The sequence below is a fragment of the Rickettsia argasii T170-B genome (assembly GCF_000965185.1).
GTDB lineage: Bacteria > Pseudomonadota > Alphaproteobacteria > Rickettsiales > Rickettsiaceae > Rickettsia > Rickettsia rickettsii.
Map to the genome: position 1 here is coordinate 1 of NZ_LAOQ01000005.1, position 25325 is coordinate 25325.

Below are 25325 nucleotides of genomic sequence, written 5' to 3' on the forward strand. Positions count from 1 at the left end.
AGGTAAAGTTTATTCTCAGGTATTTATTGACAGTTACAGCAGAGTAGCTGATGCAAAATTATATACTGATAAGACCGCTATTACTGCTGCTGATATGCTTAATGATCGCGTGTTACCATGGTATGAGAGCCAAGGGATACCAATACTTCGTATTCTGACAGATCGTGGGTCAGAATATAAGGGGAATATAGAGCATCATGCTTTTGAGTTATTTCTTAGCATAGAAGGTATAGAACATACTACAACTAAGGCATATTCTCCACAAACAAACGGTATGTGTGAGCGTTTTAATAAAACCATGAAACAAGAATTCTTTGATACAGCAATGCGGAAAAAGATTTATACAGATCTTGATGATCTACAATTAGATCTTGATATTTGGTTAGAGCATTTTAATAATGAAAGACCTCATTCCGGTAAATATTGTTATGGAAAAACTCCTATGCAAACTTTTAAGGATAGTAAGAAATTAGCTGTTGAAAAGAATAATGAAATCTTGTATCTTGATTACATATCTGACAGTCAAAACTTAACTGACAATCAAGTACAAAATTTATAGTGTCTGTAAGATCAAATCTTGACTTCTACATGAGCAGTTAATTAAGCCTGGGATACAGGTTAATATAAATGACACCGACATTAAGGTAAAGCTACCGCAGCATAATTATGTTTCAAGAGGTGCATTAAAATTAATTGCCGCTTTGGATTATTTTAAAATTGATCCCGAAAATTTAGTTTGTATTGATATCGGTAGTAGCACCGGTGGTTTTACGGAAGTGTTACTTGAGCGTAAAGCAAAATTAATTTTTGCCATAGATGTCGGTTATGGCGAACTTCATCCTAAATTACGCGACAATCCACACATTAAGGTGCTTGAGAAGACTAATGCACGATATTTAACCGATAAACAAATAATAACGAAGCCTGATTTAATTGTTTGCGATGCCAGCTTTATTAGTTTAACTACTATATTACCGACTGCACTAAATTTAGTTAAAGAAGATTGCATGCTTATTGCTTTAATAAAACCGCAGTTTGAGGTTGAAAAGCATGAAGTAGCGCAGGGAGGAGTTATTAAAAATCCTCTCTTACATCAAAAAGTATGCGATAAAATCAAAGATTGGCTTGAGAAAGAGCATAATTTTAAAATATTCGGTATAATAGCAAGTCCAATACTAGGAGCTAAGGGGAATCAAGAGTTTTTAATATGCGGAAAAAGAAAAACGGTTATTTTTTTATAGTTTATCCTTAATTTGAATTGTTTTAGTAATCATTGCATCTTCTAATGTATAATTATTCAATGTTTTTATAAATGCTTCACTTGCTTCTTTAATAAAATGTTTAAATTGGCATGAATTTGTAATTCTGCAGCTATTAGTATTTTTATTGAAACATTCTACTATATCCATATTAGGTTCTAATTTTTCTATTATATCTCCCAACTTCATGGAAGAAGGGCTAAATGCTAGCTTAATTCCTCCTCCTTTTCCTTTACTACTATTAATATATCCTAATTGTGCTAATCTATGAATCACTTTTATCAAATGATTAAGGGAAATATTATGGTACTCTGATATCTCTTTTACACTACAAATTCTTTCCGGTTTTGAAGCAAGATATATAAGGCTACGTAATCCGTAGTCGGTAAAATTTGTTAACTGCATAAAAATTTTATTTATTTTTACCTTGAATATACAAAAAAACGTCTATATAAGTCTAGTTACTATAATATGTATTTTAAATGCATATTATATATTATATAGTAAAGGTTATATTATTTAAAAAGGAGTAATCATGTCTAGAACAACTATAGTGAGAGAAATGAGAAAAACTGCTGAGCTATTTAAGAATTTTGATATTACTAAATCTTTAAATTTTTATGGAAATTTAGCAACTAAATATGAAGCAGTGGTAAATGAATTTTTTAATAGTAATAGTTTTAATACTGAAAAACCTGAGAAAGGAATACAGCCAAATGCAATGAAAAATTTTTTAAATCTTATCGGCAGTAGTATTCTAAAGGTTTTGAGTGCATATAGCGAAACAGATGAAATAGATCTTTTAGAAGTGATCCAATCAAGCATTAGAGAATGATCATAAATTTAAAAGGGCGGTATCAAAAATTGTTGGTATACATGTAGGGCGTAATATTCCTTCAGAGTTATATCAACCTGTTGCTGAAGAGCTTATATCAAATGTAGATGAGGGTAACAAGCTGGTAACGGAAATATTAAATATAGTAGGAAAGCATTTTGTTCATCAGGAGGAGACTATGATCCATCTCTAAGCGGATCAGAGGGATTATCGAGTATTTGCCCCTTTATGAATATGTAGTTTTACAAAAATATAAAGTTAAATATTGCTTATATATTCTAATTAGTGTATTTTCGTTACGGATAAGCATTATAAAAATTATAGATAGGTGGGTTTATCCCACCTTTTTTGTTATAAATATCAAATATGCAAACTATTGAACAACAAATAACAAACGTAATAGAAGAATCCTTGACGGATATGGGGTTTGAGTTAGTTCTTGTTAAGTTTAAAGGTGTTAACCCTAAAGTAGTCGAGATATTGATTGATAGCTTAAACGGCGAAAAAATATCTGTGGAAGATTGTACTAAAGCAAGTAGGACTATCTCCGCTATTCTAGATGTTGAAGATTTAATAGAAGCTGCATATTCTTTAGAGGTAGCATCAAGCGGTCTTGAACGTCCGTTAGTAAAGTTTGAAAATTATAATAGATTTTTAGAAAGAGAAGTTAAAATCAAACTTAAAGAATTATTGAACGGCAAAACTCGTTATCAGGGTAAAATAATTAAAGCCGAAAATAATAAAATATATTTAAAATGTGAAGAACAAGAAGTACTAATTGATTATGATTTAATTAAAAATGCTAATCTAGTTTTAACTGAAGAAGTATTTAAAAAATTGCTAAAGCAATAAGAGATAATGTATGTCTAATATAGGTAATGTAGAAATTTTACAAATTATAGATTCTGTAGCTCGTGAGAAAGGAATATCAAAAGAAATTTTGATTGCAACGGTTGAACAAGCGGTACAAGCAGCAGGACGAAAAAAATACGGTAATGAATATAATATTAAAACTCAGATAAATAGGAAAACCGGTGAGATAAATCTTTTAAGGATCTTAAAAATAGTAGAAGATGTAGAAGATTACTTAACGCAAATCTCACTTGAAGAAGCTTTAATAAAGAATCCGGAAGCTAAAATCGGTGATGAGATATATGAATATTTACCGCCGATTGATCATGCTAGAGTATCGGCTCAAGCTGCAAAACAAGTTATAATTCAACGTGTTATAGAAGCTGAACGTGAAAAACAATATCATGACTTTAAAGATAGAAAAGGCGAAATTATAAATGGGATAGTTAAGAGAATAGAATACGGTGATATAATAGTTGACTTGAGTCGTGCTGAAGCAATAATAAAAAAAGATCAATTAATTAAGGGTGAGAATTTTAAACCTAATGATCGTATAAAAGCATATGTACAGGATGTAAGGCAAGAAACAAAAGGACCGCAGATTTTCTTGTCTAGAGTAGATAACCAGATGCTAGTTAAACTATTTAAGCTAGAAGTGCCTGAAATTCTTGAATCTATTATTCAAATAAAATCAGTAGCACGTGATCCTGGTTCAAAAGCAAAAATAGCGGTATTTGCTTCGGATAGTAGTATAGATCCCGTAGGCTCATGCGTAGGTATTAGAGGTAATAGAGTAAAAGCCGTAACAAATGAATTAAACGGAGAGAAAATTGATATAGTATTATGGAGTAATGATCTTGCACAGTTTATAGTTAATGCTCTTGCACCGCTTGCACCTGGGGAAATCACAAAAATTTTGATTGATGAGGATAGGCATAAGGTAGAAGTAGTAGTTTCGCAAGAAAATCAAAGTATTGCAATAGGTAGAAGAGGGCAGAATGTTCGTTTAGCTTCTCAGCTTACAGGTTGGAATATCGATATAATGACCGAAGAGCAAGAATCAAAAAGAAGAAATGAAGAGTTCTTAACTTCTACGGAATTATTTATGGAAGCTTTAGATGTTGAAGAAGTTATAGGTCAGCTTTTATCGGTAACGGGATTTAATTCAGTAGAACAAATTGCTAGTAGTGAGATTAGTACTTTAACAAGAATCGAAGGCTTTGAGGAAGAACTTGCCGTAGAGATTAAAAATCGAGCTATTAATTACGTCGACCTTAAGAATGAAAAGATTATCAAAAAGCTAGAGGATCTAGGAGTTGAGCAAGAATTAATAGATATATTAGAATTATCGCTTGAATTAATATTACAATTTGCCGAATATGGTATAAAGACCATAGAAGATTTAGGAGAGATGAGCGTAAATGAATTTAAAAATTTAGCTCCAAATTCTAATATAACGGACGAAAATATTAAATTGCTGATTAAAACTGCTAGACAGCATGGTGAATTGAAGGATAGTTAGTGGGTTGAATGTAGGGTCATTTCTGCGAAAGCAGGCATCCAGAATAAATAGCTTAGTAATTAGGGCGTCCTTGAAAAATAAACCTATAAAAATAAGTTTTTTTATAAATTTTAGTGGATTCCCGCTTTCGCGGGAATGACATACACGAGCCATGCGAGCAACGCCGCTTTTAGCTAGGAATGACATAATCAAGTAGTAGACGGAAAAAACAGAAACACAAAGGTTTTAAATATGACGGATAACCAGGAAATCAAACCCAAAAAGTTGACACTTGGCAATTCAAAATTATCGCTTAATAAGTCTTTTGACTCTCTTACAGGAGCTCAAAGCTTTGTTAATGCTAAATCTAAAACGCTAGTAGAAGTTAGAAAAAGCTCTACCGGTAGTGCTACTACCCTTTCATTAAATAAAGAAAGGAATAGCTTAGATCAAACTGTTATTGATGCTAATAAGGAAGAATTTAAAAGACGTTTATCTATTCTGAAAAAAGCTGCTGAGCAATCTCAATTAAATGACCCTTCAAAAATAAGCACTTTAAGTAAACTTGCAAGTATTAACCAGTCTGCTAACTCAAAAATAGAACCGCTAGAAACTGATAAAGAAGTTGAACAAAAACAGCAAAATATCGAAGAAAATAAAGTAGAAGTTAGTGCTAAAATCGTTCAAGATGATGAAGATATACCGTCACAAATACCTAAAAAGAAAGAAGAAACTTTTGTAAAGTCTCCTTTAGTAGGAATGCGAACACGTTACGGTATAGAATCAGAGAAAGAATTAGATAAAACAGCAGATAGTAAAATAGTAGCACCAAAAATTAAGCTAGAAGAGCCAAAAAAATTCAAAAAAGCCGATCTTTTCAATATGCTTAGCGACGACGAAAGCGGTAGCGGTAGAACTAGAAGTCTTGCTTCTATAAAAAGAGCTAGAGAAAAAGAAAAGCGTAAATTAGTATCACAAGCACCTGAGAAAGTATATAGAGAAGTGACGATCCCGGAAGTTATCGGAGTCGGAGATCTTGCAAATGCTATGTCTGAAAGAGTGGCTGATGTAATTAAAGAATTAATGAAACTCGGTATTCTTGCAAATGCTAGCCAAACAATAGATGCCGATACGGCAGAACTAGTTGCAACAAATTTAGGGCATACGGTAAAAAGAGTCCAAGAGTCAGATGTTGAAAATGTTTTAATTAGTGATGATAAGGTTGAGGATTTAAGAACGCGTGCTCCGGTCGTGACGGTAATGGGTCATGTCGATCATGGTAAAACCTCATTGCTTGACGCTCTTAAGTCTACAGATATTGCTGCAGGTGAGCTAGGCGGAATTACACAACATATTGGGGCTTATAGAGTAACTCTTGCAGACGGTAGAGCAATTACTTTTATTGATACTCCGGGGCATGAAGCTTTTTCGGAAATGCGGTCAAGAGGTGCTAAAGTAACAGATATAGTTATTATAGTGGTCGCAGCAGATGATGGAATCAAAACGCAAACGGTTGAGGCAATTAATCATGCGAAAGCAGCAGGTGTGCCTATAATTGTAGCTATTAATAAGATTGATAAGCCTGATATTGATATTGAGCGTGTAAAGAACGAATTATATGTCCACGAAATTATCGGCGAAGAGGCAGGTGGTGACGTTATGATTATTCCTATCTCGGCACTAAAGAAAATTAACTTAGATAAACTTGAAGAAGCAATTTTATTAATTGCAGAAATGCAGGATTTAAAGGCAAATCCTTTCGGTTCAGCTGCCGGTGTTGTAATCGAGTCAAAAATTGCACAAGGAAGAGGAACACTAACCACTATATTAGTGCAGCGAGGTACTTTAAGAAACAGTGATATTATAATAGCTGGTACTGCTTACGGTAAAGTTAAAAAGATGACTAATGATAAGGGACTAGAAATAGTAGAAGCAACTCCGTCTGTTCCTGTAGAAATTCAGGGGTTAAATGAAGTGCCTTTTGCCGGCGATAAATTTAACATAGTACAAAATGAGAAACAAGCAAAAGATATAGCCGAATATAGAATGCGTCTTGCTAAAGAAAAAAAAATATCTATTGCACCGCGTTCAAGTTTAGAAGATTTGTTTTTAAAAGCTTCCGGTAATAGTAAAATTAAGGAATTACCTTTAATTATTAAAGGTGATGTTCAAGGGTCGGTTGAAGCTATTTCAGGTAGCTTATTAAAATTACCGAGTGATGAGATAAAGCTTCGTATACTTCATAGCGGTGTAGGTCCGATAACGGAATCCGATGTATCTCTTGCACATGTTTCTTCGGCTATTATTGTCGGCTTTAACGTTAGAGCAGGGGCAAATGCCTTAACTGCCGCAGAAAAAGAAAAAGTCGATATTCGATATTATAGTATAATATATCATTTAATTGATGATATAAAAGCCATTATGAGCGGTATGCTTGATCCGATCGTTAGAGAGCAGTATATCGGAAGCGCAGAAATTAGACAAATATTTAATATTACCAAAGTCGGTAAAATCGCCGGTAGCTACGTAACTAAAGGGATTATTAAGAAAGGAGCGGGCCTACGCTTATTACGTGATAATGTAGTCATTCATGAAGGAAAACTCAAAACTTTAAAACGCGTTAAAGATGAAGTTAAAGAAGTTAGAGAAGGATATGAGTGTGGTATAGCATTTGAAAATTACGAAGATATTAGAGAAGGAGACACAGTTGAAGTTTTTGAGCTAATTCAAGAACAAAGACAATTATAATATACGCGTTGAACTTCAAAAATTGGCTACATTATCATACAAGTACTGCGGCGTTGTTGCATGGATACTACTAAATCGTCATTGCGAGTAGTTGTATACTGCATGGCAATCTCATTAAATAATAACAAACTTCTGAGATTGCTTCGTCAATTACTTCGTAATTTCTTCGCAATGATGAAAAGTTAGAACCACGTAACAACGCCCTGCTTTCGTGGGTATGACATTTAGTAGAATATCCCTTTTTGATAAATTAATCAATTTTAAGTAAAATATAATAAAAAGTTAATAATTATTATCCTTTATCTTGACCTCCTCATAATTTCTATTATAATGCAATGTTGATTATTATAATCAGAAATGAGGAAAAATTATGGCCATAACATCAATTTTTAATAAGTTACAAAATTTAATCCCACATAATACCTCTCCAAAGCTAGCCTCCTATCTTGCTAACGATGAATTTGAGTTTATAACTTCTCCAAAGCAAACTACTAATACTCTAGGCATCTCTCAAATCAGATTTACAGATCTTTTAAATAAGCTTGATGGTAGTGAAAAAGTAACTAACACACCTCAAAGTAAAGGTTTTTTCAGTACATTTAGTTCATCATTAAAAACAGTTTATGATTTCGGAGTAAAGAGTTTTAATATTATAAAAAATACATCTAGTATTCTTTCTTCTAAAGTTGCTGAAACTTTTAATTTTGTGAGTAATAAAGTTTTTTCTTATTTAAATCATAACACTGAAGAAACATTTAATCTCTTAGATCAACTAGCAACTCTTCCTGATAATGAGTTAGTAGAAGAAATTTTAAACACGTCTGAAAATGCATTAGATGAAGTTTTTGAAAGTATAACATATAAAAAATTGGTAGAATTAATTGATAATATTTCCGACGAACAAGCACAAAAATTAATTCATTATATTTTGCCGGAGCATTTTGAAAAATTAATACAATTTATTCCATTAGATAAATTAAATACATATTTAGATACTACCATTTCTTTAGAAAAGCTTACCGAGCAGGAACTAAAAAAATTATCAGATGAGGATATTTCTAATGAACAGCTTGAAAATATAATTATTTTAGCAGGAGAAGAAAAACTTGCAGAAAATTTTGATATTATTCCAAATAAAAATTTAGTAAGAATCATGAGTAATATTTCAAATAATAAGCTAGCAACAATAATTTCGCACGCCTCAGATGAAAGTCTAGTAAGAATCATTGATATTATTAACTCGGGTAATCATGATTTATCGAAATCATTAGTTGGGCAAATAATAGCCTTAATACACGGCAAGAAGTGTGTAAAGCAAGAATCAGGTGCAGTATCTGATAGTGATTCCGGATTCTCTGATTATGAAGATGAAGTAGAAGTATCAGACAATCAAGTAGAACACTCTAATAGTAATTTTACTATGAAGTTATCAGGTGAGAAATTATCTTATAATTATTTTGGAGTCTTTGATTATGAAGATGATGTAGTATACTTATAATAAAGCTCTTATGTCATTTCGTTGATTATAGAGATCCAGTAAATGGATTCCTATTTTTAACTAGGAATGGCATAATTGATTGCGATTTTAGCATCAGGAGGGCGTATGTATAGTGGCTCGATAGAGCTATTTAATTTTACATCGCTCGACAATCTACTAGCAATATATCTACAGGTAACCCAAGCTTTAACTCGTGCAAAACGTGGCAAGGTTATTATATTCGGCAAATGCATAATTTGGTGATATATAAATTCAAGTCCGCTACCGCAACAAACTATATTCCCTTTCTCATTTGTAAGCAGTTTGATAGCATACTCGAAATCTATCAACAACGGCTCTTCTATTTGTCCTGATTTATGAAAAACTTGCATATAAAGCTGTGAGCGATAAGCGTTTAAAAAGACATATATTTTATCATAATCTTTAACTTGAGTTATGGCTCTAAAATAAGCATATTCAAAATTGCTAACCGCTACTGCTGTAATATTCTCCTTGGAAAATAATATACCTTTAGCACTAGCAAGTCCTATTCTAATACCAGTAAAGCTACCGGGTCCGTTAGTTACCGCTAAATAATCTAAATCATCATATGAACATTTAGCTGATTTCATCACGTCTTCTATCATCGGCATTAGATTTTCTGCTTGCATAGAAGGACATAATTCTTCTATACATGCAAGGATATTCTCATTTTCGGATATTGCTACCGATGCAGTATTATTGGCTGTGTCAAATGCTAGTATTTTCATAGATTACTACACTATGTGTACCGGTATGTATAAAATAGTGTACCGGGGAATTTTTGAAAAGCCCTTATGTCATTCCTGTAAAAGCAGAATCCAGGCTAAAAAAAATCTTGATTTTAAAGATTTTTTTATTATATTACTTTCTTCTTGAGTAAAGCTTTTAAGAAGCTTTACTCAACTGGATTCCCGCTTTCGCAGGAATGACATGGAATAAAATAGTAGAGGTTTGCAGAATCATATTAAATTAAGCTTTTTATACATTTCTTTATACGCAGAATATTTATTAATATTTTTATGTGCAGTGTGAACTTTAAGAAATGATGTAATTTGTTTGGTATATCTATGCTTAGTCTAGTCATATTACATACTTATTTAAGTAATTACTTAAGTAAGTATATCAATAAAATAAGAAAAATAAAAGTAAAAATATAGTCTCTAAAAATTATTTAAAGTATATTCAATGAAAGTTTGGCGTGCTTCAACCTGTCTATTATTATGAAATAAATATCTATTAAAAAAATAGTTTGTTAGAGCTAAAGCTTGCCGTTTTTCTTCTAATGTAATCTCACTATTATCTGAAAGTAAAAATCTTGGTAACATCAATAATTTATCTTTATAAGGTTTTCCTACTTCATATGATAATGCTCTAGCTGATTTAGGTGATACATAGATTAAATCAGTTGTAACATGGCTCACGCCGCACTTGGTAAGATCAAGTTTATAACCCGTCTCGGCAAGTAAAGCTAGCTCAAAATTAATATAATCACGAAAACAAAAATTCTTTGATAAATGATCTAAATAGTTAATTAGAAATGAAAAAAATTTAGAATGTTCTTCTCTTTCATGAAATAACTCTTTGATTAAAGATATAACAGAATTAAAGGCATATAATTTAGCTTTATTTGTGATAAAATAACCGGTGTAAGATTTAATGAGTTCACATTTAGCCATACCAATATGTTCATGTAATCTTGCCTGCCAAAGAAAATCTATAATATTCCCTTCTTGATATATAAATTTACTTTTTCTAGAAAATTCTTTTACAACTCCCGAATATAAACCATGATTTTTAGTAAAAACCGTAATAATAAATGTATTTTCTTTCAAAGGTTTTTTAGCAATTATTACTCCTATATCTTTGATATTCATGATTTTTATTATTAAATTTTCGTCATTGCGAGGAAAATTACGGAGTAATTGACAAAGCAACCCAGTTAAAAATGCTAATTTTAGCATTTTTTTAATTATTTTCTGGATTGCCGTGTTCCTTTCAGTCGTTCGTAATGACGGTTTGATAGCCGTACAACAACCCCCTAGCTTCCTCAGAATTCCCTGTATATGATATATTCTTATACCCTAGTTTGATTGCAGTAAATAAAGCAGCGTGATCCTCTCCTACATTTACGGTAAGATCTAAAACTTTTTCCGGAAATTCTTTACTTAGAGTTTTAAACATGTAATCAATTGCTAGTATACCGTAATATTTTATGCTAGAGGCATGATTTGTTAATATCAGCTGCTCTTCTACACTAGATAAAAAATTACGTGCTTCTTCCAAATTTCTTATTTCATAAACTATACTCATTTAATTATCTCTTTTAGGTCCTTTAAATGTGAGACGGAAGATATCAAGTCATACGTTAAATTTTCAAATTTAGAGCAGATAATCTTATTAAATCCAAGTTTTATGGCTTCTTTTATTCTTGTTTCTGCTTTTGCGGTTTTTCTTATTTCACCCGATAAGCTTATTTCGCCGAAAAAGACGCTATGTTCGGGTACAGGTTTGCCGGTTGCAGCAGATATTAAGCTCGCTGTTACTGCTAAATCAGAAGCAGGATCGGCAATTTTAAGTCCCCCCGCAATGCTTAAATATACCTCATAATTAGCAAGATTAAGTCCTATCCTACTACTAAGCACGGCAAGTATCATTGATAACCTATTAGCATCCCAGCCCACCGCAGAGCGTCTAGGAGTTACCATATTTGAGGGTACTATAAGGGCTTGTACTTCCATAAGTAACGGTCTTGAACCTTCGATTCCTGCAAAAATAGACGTACCTATAACGTTCTGTTCTCGCTTCATTAAAAATAGTTCAGACGGATTTGTTACTTCAATAAGCCCGCTGCCGCTCATCTCAAATACTCCTATTTCACCCACACCGCCAAAACGATTTTTATATGAGCGTAAAATACGGAAATGATTATTATGATCTCCCTCAAAATATAGCACGGTATCAACTAAATGTTCAAGTATCTTAGGACCTGCTAGTTGTCCGTCTTTAGTGACGTGACAGCTTAATAAAATAATTATATTGTTTTGCTTAGCATAATTAACAAGCTCATTTGCACATGTACGAATTTGCGAAACAGTGCCTGGAGGCGATGATAATTCTTGTGTGGTAATTGTTTGAATAGAATCAATCACTATTAAATCAATATTATTTTTATTAGCTTCTATACTCGCAATAATATCTTCCAAATTAGTAGCTGCTAAAATATCGGTATTATAGTTAGTTAGGTTTAGCCTTATGGCCCTTAATTTTATTTGGTCTAACGATTCTTCGCCCGTTATATATAAGCAATTCATCTTTGATGCAAAATTACTTGCTGCTAGCTGTAGTAACAAAGTAGATTTGCCTATACCAGGGTCTCCTCCTATTAATATAGCAGAACCAAGCACTAAACCGCCGCCTAGTACTCTATTTAATTCACCTATAGGGGTAAGGATGCGTAACTGCTCGGTTACATGCCCTGAAAGCTTATCGAAGTCTTGCTTGCTACCGACTTTAACAATTGCTTGATTTGTACTGACTATCTCTTCGACAATACTACCCCATACACCGCAATCAAAGCACTGCCCTGACCATTTAGGACTAATATTTCCACAGTTAGAACATATGTAATGTTTTTTGGTCATGTTTGTTTTTTAATGTCTTGTTACGCAATACAGGTACAAAATTACATACTATTAATAAAATAAAATATAAAAACTTGTTTTTATATTTTATATGTTTTACTGGATTCCCGCTTTTGCGGGAATGACGGTAAAGCTCAAAACCAACAGCTTACTCTTACCATATAGTTTTTCACGTATAATTTCAATATTTTCATCTAAAACATAATCATCTGTTTTAGCCATCTCAATAACTATAATAGCACCGTCTTTGAGCCAATTATTTTTTATCAGCAGTTTCATTACTTTAGGCACTATATTTTTATGATAAGGGGGGTCTATAAAGACAAGATCAAATGATTTATTATATATTTTCCCAAACTTCGCTTCTAGAGGTAATTTAGACGTCGATCCAGTACTCGCATCCTCACGTACTAGTGTGTACGCTGTGGTGCTGCGTTCCGTGTCTCCTTTAGATCCCTCTCTATAAGCTGGTTTAAAAAGATGTCTAGTAGCTTTTGGTAGATTTAAAGCATTAATATTAACGAAATTAACATTATTTTCAATGTTTAGAGATTTAGCAAATCCTTCTGCTATTTTTAATGAGGATGTATCAATATCAATTAAGGTAGCAAAACCTGCTCCTCTTGATAGGCTCTCAAAAGCAAGGCTACCGCTACCGGCAAATAAATCAAGAATGTGAGTATTTTCGTTAAATAATTTATTACCGGTAAACTCACCGGAGGTTAATATACTAAATATTGCCTCTTTGAGCTTACCGGTGGAAGGTCGATATTTGATATTTTTAGCGGTAGGTATAATGTGGTTTCTATATTTACCGGATATTATTTTTAACACTTATTTAGTTATATACTTCTTTTATTGAGCGTGATTTTTTTTCGTCTTTTATTTTTGTGGCAAATCCTTTGCCTTTAGTGTTAGGCTTAAATTTTACTGCGAATGTATTAGATGTTGCTTGTTGTTTTTCTACAGTTTTATCTTGCTTTTCTTTTATTTCTACTTTTGGCGTTGCTTGTTTTAAAAGATCTTGTTCTTTAGCTTTATCAATATTATTATTTACATTATTTAAATTTTCTTCCCTTTCTTTAGATTTTTCTGTCTCAGCTTTTTGTCTTGCTTGTTGTTTTTCTATTACTAATTCATCAATATTTTTAGGAGGCGGTGAGATATATTTATCTATACTACTAGTTAAGTTTTCAAATGACTTCTGAAGATTGTGTAAAGGTTTTTGAGTGAGTTTATAAGTTCCGGTAGCAACTAGCCCTCCGGCCAAAATACCTGCTCCTAGAATGACAGCTTTAGTAGTAAGGGCCGTGCCGGTGACCAATAACACAGGCATTGCTACGAAAGGTGCAGCTGTTACTGCAAGACCCGATACTACGGCAAATCCTACTAAAAATTTTTTACTTGCTAAAAAATTTGTTACGCGGCTAATTCCTGATATAGTACTTTTAGCAAGTTTTGTACAAAGCTGTCCTACTCCGGTTTTCAGAAACCAACCGCTTTTCTCTCTTGTATGAATTTTATCTTGTAATTTAGCATGTTCGTTAACATTGACAGATGTTTTTTTACCGTCTTTATCTTGATGATCTAAATTCCCTTTAGTCTCACCTTTAGTATCATGCATCTTTGTAGCATCGTTGATTTTTGCTTTATCAAAATCTGCTCCTTCTTTATTAATTCCAGCTAGATTTGCTGCTTTTAGATTCGCTTGTTTTAGATTTGCTTCTTTAAATATAGCCTCGGCTGCTTCCACTGCTTGCATATCGGCATTTTCCAACACTGCTTTAGTGAAATTGGCTTTAGTAAGATCGGCACGTTTCATAATTGCATTTTTAAAGTTAGCTTCCTTAGCATTAATATTTTTAGCAATAGCATCCGAAATATTTAATCCTTCGGCTTCTGCTTTTTCTAAAGTAGCATTACTTAACTTAGCAAATTGTGCAGTTGCATTAGTAAGCGTAGCGTTTGTAAGATCAGCATATTCAAGATTTGCTTTATCAAGCTGTGCTTTTGTTAAATCAGCGTTCTTAAGTTTAACACGCTGCATTATAGCTTCTCTTAAGTCCGCTTCTTTTAAAGATAGTATATTTTCAAATTCAGCATCGCTAAAATAGGCATTTCTTGCAGTTATGCCTTGCATGTTACATTGCTCTTTAAATTTTGCTTCTAATGCATGTGTTTTATTCATAAAAACATTTTCAAGATCAGTAGAAACGATATTTGCTTGATCTAGAAGTGCATTATTTAAAACTACCCCCTGCATTTGAACTCTTTGCATATCTGCATAGGCAAGCGATATACCGGTAAGATTAGAATTTTTCCATTCTGAATCTTTAATAATTAACTTTTCGGCATCGGCATTAACCATCATAACCGCATTAAATTTGCTATTTGTTACCTCTACTTCAGCTAAATCTACTTTAGGCATGTAAGCTCTCGACATATCACTATTTTCAATTTTGCTCTTTTTAAGATCAGCAAAAAGAAATCCTGCGTTACGAGCCGTAACATTTTGAAAAACGGCATTTTGTAAATTAGCTCCTTCAAAATTAGTAAAATCTAAATTACAATTTGAGATTTTGATATTCTCTAAGTTGGCTGAAGCAAATAATGTATTCTTCAGGTTAAGATTAGTAAGAGTTTTACCTGATAAATTAATCGCTGAAAGATCAGGAACTATATTTAAATCTTCTGAAAGATTTTTTTGCTTTCTAACAAATTCGGTAAGAGATAATTTTGTATTGGATTGTTTTGCTGCTTCAGCTAAATATAGATCAAATTCGGCAGAAGTTAATTTTATATATTCTTTCGGTATATCTCGTTCTTTGGCAGTCGAGCCTATAATATATGATGGGTCTAGTTTTATTTGTATTTCTTCGTCTTTTAACTGCTCAAAAATACCATCTAAACCCTTACCGCAGAACATTCTAAGATTATCTAAAGCATATACTTCAGTTTCTAATTTGTTTACTTCATGCTGTAACTTGTTGATTTTTTCTAGTTCGTTTTGTCGGTTTCTAGCAATAGTTTCTGCACTATTCCAAAAAGCATTTAAAAGATTGGTAGCAATCCCAGGATTATCTAAATTTTGCTTTAGAGTTTCTAACTCTTCTTGCTTAGTCTTTAGCTCTTTTGATTTGATTTCCCATAAAGTTTTTTCGTCTTCTCCAGCCAAAATATATTTCTTTGTCTTCGTAGCTTCATCTATAACTATTTCTTTGATATGTTCTTTTTCTAAATCTTTATCTATATATTGATTTAATCTTTCAAGATCTGAAAAAGATAGTTTTATATCTAGTATTTTATCTTTGAGATTGGGGATTTTATAGTTATCATAATCATAATCTTTATAATTAAAATCTGTATAATGAAGATTTGCTCCTCTAAAGTCGGTACCGATAAATGTACAATCATTAAATTTTACATTTGTTAAATCTGAATCACATAATATGGTATTTGTTAAGTCACAATTATTAAATACGGCATCTGTTAGTATTGTACCTTGGAAATTAGCATTGGCTAAATCTGCGTTAATTTCCATATTTTCTAAACTAGTAATGATAATTTTATCATTATCTTCAGCGAAATATTTATTTTTGATAAAATCATTTAGCGAGACACTAGGGTTGTCTTTTATATAACCAAGGTAATCGTTTAGGTCTTTTTCTGCACATTTTTTATATATATTAAGATTTGTCATATGTATTCTATATGATTAGTTAAGATGTATTAATAATAACACATTACTAATTATTTTTCCAGTACTTTATTATTTATTTCTTTATAGTCTCCGGGTTTTAGATTATCTATTGTAAAACTACCATATTGAATCCTAATTAATTTGTTAACTTTTAGTCCACAATACTCGAATATTCTTCTAATTTCACGATTTTTTCCTTCAAATAAAACTACTTCAAACCAAGAATTAGTCTTATTTTGCTTAAGTAATTTTATCGAATGAGGGTTATAAAATATCCCGTCAATTTCTAAATTTTTATAATTGCTTTTTAGTAGAATATCAAACTGCCCATACGCCCTAACATGATATACTCGCTTTAACCTACTTGAGGGGAGCTCAAACTGACGAGCTAAATCACCGCTATTAGTTAGTAATAATAAACCTTCGCTATTTAAATCCAGCCTACCTATTGAAATAACACGAGGTAAACCGGTTAGCTGTTCAAACACCGTTTTACGAGATAAAGGATCTTTATGAGTGGTAATTAAACCAACAGGTTTGTAATAAATCCAAAGCCTTGGTTTGTGTATATTATTGATTAATGTGCCTGATACTTCAATTTGATTACTAATATCAACATTTGTAGCCGGTGATAAAATTGTAATGCCGTCTACTTTTACCTGTCCTTCAACTATCAGCTTTTCAGCATCACGCCTAGAACAAACTCCTGCATTACTAATTATTTTAGCTAATCTATGCATTTTTAAATATAGTAATTTTCAATAGACCTCTTCCCAAGCGTCGCTTCTAGAGATAATTTATACGTCGATCCGGTACTCGCATCTTCACGTATTTCTATATACGCTGTAGTGCTGTGTTCCGTGTCTCCTTTCAATTCCTCTCTATAAGTTGGTTTGGGAAGAGGTCTAATAAGAATATATAAAAATACCCTTAAAAAGCAATATTAATAATTTTACATTAATTATTAATATAATTATACTATACCGCTACATATGTTTTAACAAAATTATACGAATGTTACTTTTACTTATCAAAACTTTTTATTCTTTAAAATTCTTATCGTCTTTTTTTAGCTGATTTTCTTTTTAACAAAAATTAAGTCCTTTGCTTTAATCTAAACTTCATTAAATTATGCAAAATATGCAAAAACTTATTGGTTCAATCCTGTTAATTTCAGGTACTTGTATAGGTAGCGGTATGATAGCACTACCCATGGTATTAGCAAAATTAGGTATAATACCTAGTATAATATTGATGTTTATAATTTGGTTTATAATGTATTATACTTCTTTAATTAACCTAGAGCTTAATCTTCAAGCGGGTAAAGGCTTAACACTTGGGCATTGGGAAAATATTTTTCAGGACATACTGCTCAAATCATCGGTACGGTAAGTCTTAAGCTCCTTTCATATGCTTTACTTGCAGTATTTATATACGGAGGCTCTTCAATATTACAGAAGTTATTAGCTTTAAATACAAGTATAACTTATATAGGAGCATGGTGTATTATTATTACCTCTAAAAGAAATATCTATATGGGGTATAGTCACTCCGGTAGTTTTTACTTCATTTGGTTTTCAAGCAATCTTCCATACCTTAACTAATTATTGTAACAAAAATGCTAAAGACGGCGTTTTTATTTGGAAGCTTAATTCCTGCAATAGTATATATAATTTGGACTTGTAGTATTCTTATTGTAGTACATCATAATAATCCAACATTTTATCAACAAATGATTACCAGTAATGTAGAAGTCAGAGATTTAAGGAATTAAGTAATATAGCAAAATGGCCGTCCGTACAATTATTAGTTTGGATAATTTCAACTCTTGCTATCGTTACATCAATACTCGGAGTAGGGCTATGTGATTCCCTTAAAACTATGTTTATGAATTCGATACCGAATGTAGTAATGCGTAATATGACCGCTTCTATAGTTACTATATTACCAGCTTATATTGTAGCAGTAGAGTAGTACCTAATGCTTTTATTATAATTTTAGGATTTGCTGGTATGATTCTTGTAATTATTGCAATTTTATTACCGGTTTATCTTTTATATAAAGCAAAGATAAATAATTTATTATCTTGAATTACAAAAACAATATCTAATTATTATATGCGTAATTGTCGAAATGCTTATAATGGGCTATGAACTTGTTAATATAGTAACTAAATAATAAGGCTATTTATTATTTATACATATACTAGTAATATTAAAAAATAGGAATTTTGTATATTATGATAATAGGAAATAATATAGAAACAATCAAACATGTAGGAAATAACGGGCAAATATCCATGGGGAAGAAATATGCAGGAAAACAGATACAAGTTTTAACATTAAGTGACGGTACTATAATAATAAAGCCCGGTAAGTTCATTCCTGATAATGAGATGTGGCTTTATAGGAACAATAATAATGAGATGCTTGATAAAGCAATAGGATGGGCAGAAAAAAATAAAAGATAAACATCGTCATTGTGAGGAAGGTATGAAGTAACTGACGAAGCAATCTCAGGAAAAATTCCTGAGATTGCCACTCTCACTAACGTTCGCTCGCAATGACGATTTGGTATCCACGCAATAATGACGTAAAACAATTCTGATTTAATTAGAGTTAAAAGTTCTTGTCTCCAAATTACCAAATTTAGAAAATTGACTATCATAATAAAGCGGAACATTTCCAACTGGTCCGTTACGATGTTTTGCAACAATTATATCGGCAATATTATATACTTTGTTGAGCTTATCTAACCATGCGGCATGTTTAGCATCACCTGCTGCCGGTTCTTTTCTAGTTAAATAATATTCTTCACGATAAATAAACATTACTATATCAGCATCCTGTTCTATAGTTCCCGATTCTCGAAGATCGGATAGCATAGGTTTTTTATCCTCACGTAGTTCTACCGCTCTTGAAAGCTGAGATAACGCAATAACCGGAATATTTAACTCTTTTGCTATTGCTTTTAAACCTTGGGTTATTTCTGAAATCTCGCTAACTCTATTTTCAGATTTACTTACTCCTCTAATTAATTGTAAATAATCAATAAATAATATACCGAGATTATGCTTGCGTTTCATTCTTCTAGCTCTTGTTCTTATAGCGGAAATAGATAGAGCAGGGGTATCATCGATAAAAAATTGTAATTCCGATAAAGTATTTGCTTCCTTGCGAAGACGGTTATATTTTTCTTCACCTAGAATCCCCGTACGAAGAGAAGTAGAATCAATTTCTGCACACATTGAAAGTAGACGTGTGGTTAGCTGTTCTGAGGACATTTCTAAAGAGAAAAAACCTACTGACTGAATTTCTTGATTATCTCTAATATTTTTAAGGCGCATATTATTACAGGCATTAAGTGCAAGATTTATAGCAAATGCCGTTTTACCCATCGACGGACGTCCTGCAAGAATTATAAGATCGGAATTATGAAAGCCGCATAATTTATTATCTAGATCAATCAAACCGGTAGATATACCGATTATATGATCATTATTTTTCATAGCCCTATTAATACTAGCTAGTGACTCTGAAATAGATATACCGATTTTGGTAAAACTTTTTTCATTCAAGCCTTCGCTAGCTAAATCGTAAAGTTTAGCTTCGGCATGTTCAATCTGTTCCTTTGCTTCAACTTCTAATGAAGAATTATAGGCATTATTTACTACTTCTTCACCGATATTTATTAAATTACGCTTTATTGCTAAATCATATATTATTTTACCATAATCAACCGGATTTATTACCATCATTGACATAGTTATCAATTTTGCTAAATACGCCGCTCCTTCTACTTCTTGAAATAGTTCATCTTGAGTTAACATACTACGTAAAGTAATAGGTGTAGCTGTTAGCCCTTTTTCAGTAATTTTCTCAATTGCCTTATAGATTTTTTGATGAATAGGTTCAAAAAAATGTTCATCACGTAAAAATTCCGATACGTAATTTAGTAATTCGTTATTGGTTAAAATCGCCCCAAGTAGCATTTGCTCTGCTTGAACATTTGAAGGTAAAACCCTTGATATAGGTAAATTATCTTCGTTATCAGCTAATATATTTGTTTCGTTATTTATTTTATTACGTATCATTGTTGTTTGTTAAATTATTATATGGTTTGAAAGGATACCGAGTCGTCATTGCAAGCAGCCGTAGGCTGCGTGGTGATAAAAAAATTCTGTAAATCAGAATTTTTACTGGATTGCTTCGTCAATTACTTATGTAATTTCCTCACAATGACGTTAAAACCGATCCACACAACAAAGCCCAAAACAGAACATTTTACATTATTCATTCTTTGCTTCATTTCTACGTTCAGCGATTAATTTATCTACTAAACTTTCTTCCGGTGAAAAATATTTATTAATGATATTACGGGCTTTTTTAAATACAAGTTTTAATAGTAAAGTTGATACTTTATTGCTCATAACTATCCCAGCGTTTAATTAAATTAGTTTCGATATCGAAAAAATCTAAAACTCTAGTAATAGAATGATTCACTATATCATCTATACTTACAGGGTTATTATAAAAAGCCGGCACGGGCGGCGATATAATGCCACCGTAACTCGCTACTTTTAACATATTTTCTAAATGTCCGATATGCAAAGGAGTTTCACGGGTCATTAAAATAAGTTTCCTTCTGTCTTTAAGTACAACACCTGCCGTTCTACTAATTAAATTATCTTCCATTGAGTGAGCAATACTGGCTAAGGTCTTCATACTACAAGGGGCTATTATCATGCCTGAAGTTTTAAAAGAGCCGCTTGAAATAGTAGCACCTAAATCTTTATCGTCATAATAATCATTAGCCAGTAGCTTAACTTCATCTATAGAATATTGAGTTTCGAGCTTTATAGTAAGAGCTGCTCCCTCTGAAATCACCAAATGAGTTTCGATATTTTTTTGCTTTAGTACTTCAAGCAAACGAATACCGTATATTGCTCCTGAAGCTCCAGAAATTGCTATAACAATTTTTGTTTCTTTATTCATCTAGGTTTCTATAATTTATCAGTTTAGTATATAATAAAAAAAAAATTATAAAATACATTATATATGCGAATAGCAAAAATATTATTACCGGTAGCAAAATTATTTCCGCTAGATTATTTAATACCTGAAGATTTAGAGTTAAACATAGGTGATCTTGTTGTAGTGCCTTTTAGAAATAAGGAATTAACCGGCATAGTATGGGAGCTTGTTTCAAATTCCGAGGCAAAAAAAATAAAAACTATTAGAGCGAAAGTACCGTTAAACTTAAATATTACTTCAGAAGTTTTAGAATTAATTAAATGGATGAGTAGCTACTATATGTCAGAGCTTGGGAGCATAGCCAAATTAGTATTACCTATAGATATTGCTGAAAAACCGATTAAAGTTAAGGCGCAGAAGGTCAATAGTAACTTTGTGCTACCTGATTTGTCAGAGGAGCAGAAACAAGCAGTAACAATTTTAAATGAAAGTAATAAGCCAACACTTGTTAAAGGTGTTACTGGATCAGGTAAAACAGAAATATATTTTCATCTAATAGCAGATTACTTAGCAAAAGGCAAACAAGTGCTTGTTATGTTGCCTGAAATTGCTTTAAGTACACAAATTATTAATCGTTTTATAGAGCGATTCGGTTTTGAGCCTATCATATGGAACTCAAGCGTTACCAAAGCTCACAAGAAAATGATTTTAAGAGGTATATTAAGCGATAAAGTTAAAGTAGTAATTGGGGCTAGAAGTAGTTTGTTTTTACCTTTTAAAAATCTCGGTTTAATAGTTATAGATGAGGAACATGACGATTCCTATAAACAAGATGACGGTATATTATATAATGCTAGGGATACGGCTATCGTAAGAGGTACATTTGATAAAGCACAAATTGTTTTGTGTTCGGCAACACCGTCTATTGAAACGATACATAATATAGAAATGGGTAAATATCAATTGGTTACATTGGTTAATAGATACAAAAATGTCGATTTGCCAAATATAGAAATAATCGATATGACTAAAGAAAAGTTATCTAAGAATTCCTATTTATCCAAGCTTCTTATAGAAGCTATCAAAGGTAATTTAGATAATAAAAAGCAAGTCTTATTATTTCTTAATAGGCGTGGTTATGCTCCGCTCATGCTATGCAAAGCTTGCGGTCACAGATTGACCTGTAAATTTTGCTCTTCTTGGATGGTAGTACATAAAGCGACTAAAAAACTTGAATGTCACCATTGCGGTTATCAAAGTAAAATTTTTAGTTCTTGTCCTGAATGTCTAGAGGATGAAACATTAACTATCTGTGGTCCAGGTATAGAGAGAATAGAGGAAGAAGCAAAAGCACTTTTTCCTGAGAGTAAAATTGCGGTGATAAGTAAAGATCATGCTAAAAGCCCGGAAAAAATAGCACAGCTTCTACATCAAATGGAAAATTTAGAAATTGATATTTTAATAGGCACACAAATAATAACAAAAGGTTATCACTTTCCGAATCTTACTTTAGTTGGAGTAATAGATGCCGATCTTGGAAGCAATAATGCCGATCTTAGAGCATCTGAGCGAACTTTTCAGCTACTACATCAGGTAGGTGGTAGAGCGGGTAGAGGAGATAGTAAAGGTGTAGTATATTTACAAAGCTATTATCCTGATAATACAATTTTTAGTTATGTTAAAGCTGGTGATGAAGATAGTTTTTTTGCAAATGAACTTGAAATAAGAAAATCAGCAGATATGCCGCCATTTTCCAAAACAGCATCGGTAATTTTATCAGGTTCCAGTGAGGCTAAAATTCTAGAAATTGCTAGGGATATGGTCCGAATTGCACCAAAAGCAAACGTGAAAATTTTAGGACCGGCAAGCTCATTAATGTCAAAGCTCGCTGGTAAATATCGTTACCGAATACTTATTATAGCCGATAAGAAATTTAATTTGCAGAAATATTTAAAATTTTGGCTAAGCCTTATAAAAATTCCTTCTTTTTGCCATCTAAAAATAGATATCGATCCTAAAAGTTTTTATTAGCTTCTATATCTTGCTCCTTGGTTCTTGACGGTGGAACATTAGATGAATGGGGAGAAGGATTGGTAAGAGATTTTTGTATTTCTGCTATAGCTTTTTTAGTATTTTGAGTAGAATTTTTATAGCATCTTTATAAAAAGCAGCTTTAGCTTTATCTCCGGTAAAAGAATATTTTATAAAATTACCAATATTGTTCCAAATAGGATTATTGTCCATTTTGTAGTTTCTTCACACCATTTACCTACCTCTTTCAGTTTTGCTTCAACTTTAGCTATAGCAGCTGGATTATGTTTATTATCATCATAAATCTGAATAATATTATTTACTTTTTCTTTAAATTCAATGTGTTTTCTATTTTGTTTCAAATAAGCTATTATATCATCATTGTTTACTAATTCTCTAAGATTATCAATTATCTCAGATAGTTTAGGTGGTTCAGGTAATTTATAATGTTGATTGATTTTTTTAAATTTATCTTTGTGTGTATGATTCTTTATTAGATCATCTTCTATAAAAGAAACAAACTCTTTTTGAGGTACTCCTACTTGTTTTATTAGCCGTCCTAATGATTGTTCATAAGCTTTAGTAGTAACATCAAGACGCTTCCCTGCCATAGAACCGCTTAATGCTATATAGCGGCTAAATTCCGGAATCAAAGCATCTTTGGTATCAATAGTATGATCTTTAAAAAATTTCTCTATTTTCTCTTTTACGGTTAAATTAGATTGTTTTTTAGGTGTTTCTTCCGGTACTTTTGTTTGTTCCGGAGCCGGTTTTGAAAAAATAATAGGCTTTTGGGTTTCAACTTGCGGAGATGGGGTGTCAACAAATATATCAAATGCTTGGGAATGTGTAGTTAAGTCAGTCTGTTTTTTATGTGCCTCGTTCCATGCCTTTATTTGCTCAGAAGTGGGTTTTGGAGGAATAGCCGGTTTTGTATTTTTTGGTGGGTTATTTGACATATTTTTTGATTTTTTTCCCACTCTTGTATTCTATCTTTTACTGATGTTGGAATATTATATTGTGCCATATTAAGCTCCTTATTAAGCTCCTATGTTTATTTACATAATTAAACAGCTTGCTTAAATTTTTTATAAATTGCAAGCAAAATTTCTTTTTGTAATGCAATATTTTTACTATAAGTTAGGTTATATATTTTATATATTAGAATCCAAGTTATTAACTAAAATGAGATATGAATTTTATGTATCCCCATATTAGACTTAGAAGAAATAGAAAAGCTTTTTGGCTTAGAGAGTTAATATCCGAAAGTAATTTATCGGTTAGTGATTTAGTGTTGCCTTTATTTGTTGTTGAAGGACATAATGAAAGGCAAGAAATTAAAACTATGCCTGGTATATATCGTTTATCGATTGATCAAATAGTAGAAACGGCAAAAGAAGCAGCAGAGCTTGGTATTAATGTTATTGCATTATTTCCGAGTATTGATCAAAGTCTAAAAAGTGAAAATGCCGATGAGGCTTATAATTTAGATAATTTAATATGTAGAACTATTAGAAGCATCAAAAACGCTAATATCGATATTGGTATAATATGCGATGTAGCACTTGATCCTTATACTACACATGGTCATGATGGTATTGTGCATCATGGGGAAGTTGATAATGATAGATCAGTAAGAGCTTTGTGTAATCAGGCATTAGTGCTAGCAAAAGCTGGATTAGATATTGTTGCACCTTCCGATATGATGGATGGAAGAATCAGGGCTATAAGGGAATATCTTGACAAAGAGGGATTTATAAATGTTGGAATTCTTGCTTATGCCGCTAAATATGCGTCAAGTTTTTACGGTCCGTTTCGCGATGCTGTTAAGAGTAATAAAAAGAATTATTTAGATAAATCAAGCTATCAAATGGATGTACGTAATATTAAGGAAGCAATGCTTGAGATTGAGCATGATATAGCAGAGGGAGCCGATATAGTAATGGTGAAGCCTGGTATGCCGTTTTTGGATGTTATTCGTGAAGCGGCAAATAATTTTAATGTTAAAATTTTTGCATATCAGGTTAGTGGAGAATATGCAATGTTAAAATTTGCAGCAGAAGCAGGGGCAATTGATTGGGAGAGAGCTTTGATGGAGTCATTAATTAGTTTTAAACGTGCCGGTGCCACAGGTATATTTACCTATGCAGCTCTTGAAGTAGCTGAAATATTAAAGAACAATAAAATTAAGTAGAAAACGGCTTCTGTTCTTGATATAAAATAAATAATATGTTTTATAATTATATCAAAATTATCAATTTGATGT

General features: G+C 32.1%; 23 protein-coding genes and 3 pseudogenes. 13 read left to right on the forward strand and 13 right to left on the reverse strand.

Going from position 1 to position 25325, the window contains the following annotated elements:
- Both RAT170B_RS05790 and RAT170B_RS05795 read left to right on the forward strand, forming a co-directional pair.
- Nucleotides 1-559 (forward strand): integrase core domain-containing protein (locus RAT170B_RS05790; protein WP_045805856.1); only part of this gene is annotated, 559 nt, incomplete at its 5' end.
- Between the two features lie 28 nt (nt 560-587).
- A pseudogene (locus RAT170B_RS05795) lies at nt 588-1241 on the forward strand (TlyA family RNA methyltransferase); the annotation flags it as partial.
- Here the strand turns inward: RAT170B_RS05795 and RAT170B_RS05800 are convergent.
- The gene (locus RAT170B_RS05800) at nt 1236-1664 is read right to left on the reverse strand and encodes an Rrf2 family transcriptional regulator (protein ID WP_045805857.1); all 429 of its coding nucleotides are present in this window, start codon (nt 1662-1664) and stop codon (nt 1236-1238) included. The pseudogene RAT170B_RS05795 and the gene RAT170B_RS05800 sit on opposite strands and share 6 nt — an antisense overlap.
- Nucleotides 1665-1794: 130 nt before the next feature.
- On the opposite strand from RAT170B_RS05800, the gene RAT170B_RS11670 reads away from it, so the two are divergent.
- From RAT170B_RS11670 to RAT170B_RS05825, 5 genes are all read left to right on the forward strand, one after another.
- Nucleotides 1795-2094: a hypothetical protein gene (locus RAT170B_RS11670; protein WP_014014465.1), complete on the forward strand. Its 300-nt coding sequence runs from the start codon at nt 1795-1797 to the stop codon at nt 2092-2094.
- A gap of 366 nt (nt 2095-2460) precedes the next feature.
- Nucleotides 2461-2946 (forward strand): ribosome maturation factor RimP, encoded by a 486-nt coding sequence (gene rimP / locus RAT170B_RS05810; RefSeq protein ID WP_014014463.1) that lies wholly within the window; start codon nt 2461-2463, stop codon nt 2944-2946.
- A 10-nt stretch (nt 2947-2956) separates the two neighbouring features.
- Entirely contained in the window at nt 2957-4468 is a 1512-nt protein-coding gene (gene nusA, locus RAT170B_RS05815; RefSeq protein ID WP_045805858.1) for a transcription termination factor NusA, read from the forward strand.
- 231 nt (nt 4469-4699) lie between these two features.
- Nucleotides 4700-7195, forward strand: coding sequence for a translation initiation factor IF-2 (gene infB / locus RAT170B_RS05820; RefSeq protein WP_045805859.1), 2496 nt, complete (start codon nt 4700-4702; stop codon nt 7193-7195).
- 370 nt (nt 7196-7565) lie between these two features.
- Entirely contained in the window at nt 7566-8693 is a 1128-nt protein-coding gene (locus RAT170B_RS05825) for a hypothetical protein (RefSeq protein ID WP_045805860.1), read from the forward strand.
- A 56-nt stretch (nt 8694-8749) separates the two neighbouring features.
- Here the strand turns inward: RAT170B_RS05825 and tsaB are convergent, their stop codons facing one another.
- The 8 genes and pseudogenes from tsaB to RAT170B_RS09025 all read right to left on the reverse strand — a co-directional run.
- The gene (gene tsaB / locus RAT170B_RS05830; RefSeq protein ID WP_045805861.1) at nt 8750-9442 is read right to left on the reverse strand and encodes a tRNA (adenosine(37)-N6)-threonylcarbamoyltransferase complex dimerization subunit type 1 TsaB; all 693 of its coding nucleotides are present in this window, start codon (nt 9440-9442) and stop codon (nt 8750-8752) included.
- A 432-nt stretch (nt 9443-9874) separates the two neighbouring features.
- The gene (gene recO / locus RAT170B_RS05835) at nt 9875-10588 is read right to left on the reverse strand and encodes a DNA repair protein RecO (protein WP_014120886.1); all 714 of its coding nucleotides are present in this window, start codon (nt 10586-10588) and stop codon (nt 9875-9877) included.
- A gap of 121 nt (nt 10589-10709) precedes the next feature.
- Nucleotides 10710-11024: a hypothetical protein gene (locus tag RAT170B_RS05840; protein ID WP_014014457.1), complete on the reverse strand. Its 315-nt coding sequence runs from the start codon at nt 11022-11024 to the stop codon at nt 10710-10712.
- Entirely contained in the window at nt 11021-12355 is a 1335-nt protein-coding gene (gene radA / locus RAT170B_RS05845; protein ID WP_045805862.1) for a DNA repair protein RadA, read from the reverse strand. The genes RAT170B_RS05840 and radA overlap by 4 nt, the downstream gene beginning before the upstream one ends.
- Before the next feature lie 96 nt (nt 12356-12451).
- On the reverse strand, nt 12452-13189 hold the full coding sequence (locus RAT170B_RS05850) for an RsmD family RNA methyltransferase (RefSeq protein ID WP_014014455.1): 738 nt from the start codon (nt 13187-13189) through the stop codon (nt 12452-12454).
- 4 nt (nt 13190-13193) lie between these two features.
- Nucleotides 13194-16055, reverse strand: coding sequence for a pentapeptide repeat-containing protein (locus RAT170B_RS05855; RefSeq protein WP_045805863.1), 2862 nt, complete (start codon nt 16053-16055; stop codon nt 13194-13196).
- Between the two features lie 50 nt (nt 16056-16105).
- Entirely contained in the window at nt 16106-16795 is a 690-nt protein-coding gene (locus tag RAT170B_RS05860; protein ID WP_045805864.1) for a pseudouridine synthase, read from the reverse strand.
- A 17-nt stretch (nt 16796-16812) separates the two neighbouring features.
- Nucleotides 16813-16965: pseudogene (locus RAT170B_RS09025) on the reverse strand (palindromic element RPE1 domain-containing protein); the annotation flags it as partial.
- A gap of 230 nt (nt 16966-17195) precedes the next feature.
- Here RAT170B_RS09025 and RAT170B_RS11675 point away from each other — a divergent pair.
- The 4 genes and pseudogenes from RAT170B_RS11675 (at nt 17196) to RAT170B_RS05875 (ending at nt 18525) form a co-directional block, all read left to right on the forward strand.
- Nucleotides 17196-17447 carry an aromatic amino acid transport family protein gene (locus RAT170B_RS11675; protein ID WP_024704589.1) on the forward strand — a complete coding sequence of 84 codons (252 nt, stop codon included), beginning with the start codon at nt 17196-17198 and terminating at the stop codon, nt 17445-17447.
- Complete coding sequence (locus RAT170B_RS11680; RefSeq protein ID WP_261368741.1) at nt 17399-17659, forward strand: to amino acid permease; 261 nt, start codon at nt 17399-17401, stop codon at nt 17657-17659. The genes RAT170B_RS11675 and RAT170B_RS11680 overlap by 49 nt, the downstream gene beginning before the upstream one ends.
- Nucleotides 17660-17936: 277 nt before the next feature.
- Nucleotides 17937-18145, forward strand: a pseudogene (locus RAT170B_RS12215) (aromatic amino acid transport family protein).
- 149 nt (nt 18146-18294) lie between these two features.
- On the forward strand, nt 18295-18525 hold the full coding sequence (locus RAT170B_RS05875; protein ID WP_014014451.1) for a hypothetical protein: 231 nt from the start codon (nt 18295-18297) through the stop codon (nt 18523-18525).
- A gap of 138 nt (nt 18526-18663) precedes the next feature.
- On the opposite strand, the gene RAT170B_RS05880 is transcribed toward RAT170B_RS05875, so the two are convergent.
- The 3 genes from RAT170B_RS05880 to RAT170B_RS05885 form a co-directional block, all read right to left on the reverse strand.
- Nucleotides 18664-20148, reverse strand: coding sequence for a replicative DNA helicase (locus tag RAT170B_RS05880; protein WP_045805865.1), 1485 nt, complete (start codon nt 20146-20148; stop codon nt 18664-18666).
- A gap of 195 nt (nt 20149-20343) precedes the next feature.
- On the reverse strand, nt 20344-20484 hold the full coding sequence (locus RAT170B_RS10595; RefSeq protein WP_014014449.1) for a hypothetical protein: 141 nt from the start codon (nt 20482-20484) through the stop codon (nt 20344-20346).
- Nucleotides 20474-21049 carry a UbiX family flavin prenyltransferase gene (locus RAT170B_RS05885; RefSeq protein ID WP_045805866.1) on the reverse strand — a complete coding sequence of 192 codons (576 nt, stop codon included), beginning with the start codon at nt 21047-21049 and terminating at the stop codon, nt 20474-20476. Before RAT170B_RS05885 ends, RAT170B_RS10595 begins: the two co-directional genes overlap by 11 nt.
- Nucleotides 21050-21112: 63 nt before the next feature.
- On the opposite strand from RAT170B_RS05885, the gene RAT170B_RS05890 reads away from it, so the two are divergent.
- Nucleotides 21113-23059 (forward strand): primosomal protein N', encoded by a 1947-nt coding sequence (locus RAT170B_RS05890; protein ID WP_014014447.1) that lies wholly within the window; start codon nt 21113-21115, stop codon nt 23057-23059.
- A 170-nt stretch (nt 23060-23229) separates the two neighbouring features.
- Here RAT170B_RS05890 and RAT170B_RS11685 read toward each other — a convergent pair whose 3' ends face one another.
- The gene (locus RAT170B_RS11685) at nt 23230-24039 is read right to left on the reverse strand and encodes a hypothetical protein (RefSeq protein WP_261368742.1); all 810 of its coding nucleotides are present in this window, start codon (nt 24037-24039) and stop codon (nt 23230-23232) included.
- A gap of 221 nt (nt 24040-24260) precedes the next feature.
- Between RAT170B_RS11685 and hemB the strand changes: the two genes are divergently transcribed.
- Nucleotides 24261-25253, forward strand: coding sequence for a porphobilinogen synthase (hemB, locus tag RAT170B_RS05900; protein ID WP_014014446.1), 993 nt, complete (start codon nt 24261-24263; stop codon nt 25251-25253).
- Nucleotides 25254-25325: the final 72 nt, after the last annotated feature.

Coding starts and splice junctions, on each gene's coding strand:
- RAT170B_RS10595 (WP_014014449.1), bottom strand. CDS start 20,484: ATGAGCAATAAAGTATCAACTTTACTATTAAAACTTGTATTTAAAAAA.
- RAT170B_RS05890 (WP_014014447.1), top strand. CDS start 21,113: ATGCGAATAGCAAAAATATTATTACCGGTAGCAAAATTATTTCCGCTA.
- radA (WP_045805862.1), bottom strand. CDS start 12,355: ATGACCAAAAAACATTACATATGTTCTAACTGTGGAAATATTAGTCCT.
- RAT170B_RS05825 (WP_045805860.1), top strand. CDS start 7,566: ATGGCCATAACATCAATTTTTAATAAGTTACAAAATTTAATCCCACAT.
- hemB (WP_014014446.1), top strand. CDS start 24,261: ATGTATCCCCATATTAGACTTAGAAGAAATAGAAAAGCTTTTTGGCTT.
- RAT170B_RS05885 (WP_045805866.1), bottom strand. CDS start 21,049: ATGAATAAAGAAACAAAAATTGTTATAGCAATTTCTGGAGCTTCAGGA.
- RAT170B_RS05840 (WP_014014457.1), bottom strand. CDS start 11,024: ATGAGTATAGTTTATGAAATAAGAAATTTGGAAGAAGCACGTAATTTT.
- RAT170B_RS11675 (WP_024704589.1), top strand. CDS start 17,196: ATGCAAAAACTTATTGGTTCAATCCTGTTAATTTCAGGTACTTGTATA.
- RAT170B_RS05880 (WP_045805865.1), bottom strand. CDS start 20,148: ATGATACGTAATAAAATAAATAACGAAACAAATATATTAGCTGATAAC.
- recO (WP_014120886.1), bottom strand. CDS start 10,588: ATGAATATCAAAGATATAGGAGTAATAATTGCTAAAAAACCTTTGAAA.
- RAT170B_RS05860 (WP_045805864.1), bottom strand. CDS start 16,795: ATGCATAGATTAGCTAAAATAATTAGTAATGCAGGAGTTTGTTCTAGG.
- RAT170B_RS05875 (WP_014014451.1), top strand. CDS start 18,295: ATGATAATAGGAAATAATATAGAAACAATCAAACATGTAGGAAATAAC.
- infB (WP_045805859.1), top strand. CDS start 4,700: ATGACGGATAACCAGGAAATCAAACCCAAAAAGTTGACACTTGGCAAT.
- tsaB (WP_045805861.1), bottom strand. CDS start 9,442: ATGAAAATACTAGCATTTGACACAGCCAATAATACTGCATCGGTAGCA.
- RAT170B_RS05855 (WP_045805863.1), bottom strand. CDS start 16,055: ATGACAAATCTTAATATATATAAAAAATGTGCAGAAAAAGACCTAAAC.
- rimP (WP_014014463.1), top strand. CDS start 2,461: ATGCAAACTATTGAACAACAAATAACAAACGTAATAGAAGAATCCTTG.
- RAT170B_RS05800 (WP_045805857.1), bottom strand. CDS start 1,664: ATGCAGTTAACAAATTTTACCGACTACGGATTACGTAGCCTTATATAT.
- RAT170B_RS11670 (WP_014014465.1), top strand. CDS start 1,795: ATGTCTAGAACAACTATAGTGAGAGAAATGAGAAAAACTGCTGAGCTA.
- nusA (WP_045805858.1), top strand. CDS start 2,957: ATGTCTAATATAGGTAATGTAGAAATTTTACAAATTATAGATTCTGTA.